The sequence below is a fragment of the Campylobacter sp. RM9334 genome (assembly GCF_020138145.1).
Classification (GTDB): domain Bacteria; phylum Campylobacterota; class Campylobacteria; order Campylobacterales; family Campylobacteraceae; genus Campylobacter_E.
The window spans coordinates 1-832 of sequence record NZ_JACGAX010000052.1 but is presented as its reverse complement, the minus strand read 5'-3'; the positions used below and the strand labels follow the sequence as shown (position 1 = coordinate 832).

General features: G+C 30.0%; 1 protein-coding gene. It reads left to right on the top strand.

Annotated features, from left to right (window positions below; genetic code table 11):
* A partial coding sequence (locus AVBRAN9334_RS10075; RefSeq protein WP_442862424.1) for a Cj0814 family flagellar-dependent secreted protein occupies nt 1–832 on the top strand: 832 nt, incomplete at both ends.

Genomic DNA, 832 nt, shown 5'->3' with positions numbered 1-832 from the left:
CTTTAAAAAATCTAGTAGATAGAAATAACAATTCTTTAAGAGCATATAGAAAGTATTATGAAATTGATATAGCAAAAACTGTTAATAACGCTTATACACTTTTTAGCCAAGTTGTAAGTGAAGATTTTTTAAACTCTAAAGATTTTTTTAACACCGAAGATATAAAGCAATTTCCACAAGGTTATGTTATCAAAAAAGGAACTTTTGAAGTGACAAAAATATTGCAAAGTCCATATGAGTTTTCAAATGTTAATTTTGATAAAAAAACTGAAGATGTTGGTGGTATGTTTTTTCATTATAGAAATGAAGATAGAACTAAGCCAAATACCACTGTTTTTCGTAGTAAGGAAATATTAGAAGAAGATAAATTATATATAAGCAATTTTGACCCTGCTGAGAATAGATATAAAAACGAAAAGGGAGAATTTACAAGAGGCGGGCTTCTTATGGGATTTTTATCAAGCGATATAAGAGCAGTTATAGAAGCAGAGACTACTTATGATGGTAAATTTAGCGGTTATGATAGAAATATCAGTAGGCAAGATTTTCATGCATTTGATATGGCACTTGGAGCACAGCTTATTAGTAGGGGTGAAAATGGCTTTACAAGTGCTGAAGTTGAGCGTATGCCAAGATGGCTAAAAGATTATGTTAAATTTAATAGATTTGATAAGAGTTTAAAAGAAAGAAGTGCTTTTTCTTCTTACGATACATATTCAAAATTAATGTTTAGTCCTATAAAAGATGGTGATTTTGAGGGGAAAAATATCACAAGTGCCTTAGCTGGAAATAATAATCTTGTCTTAACTCCAGAGCAAATCAAAGCAGAAAG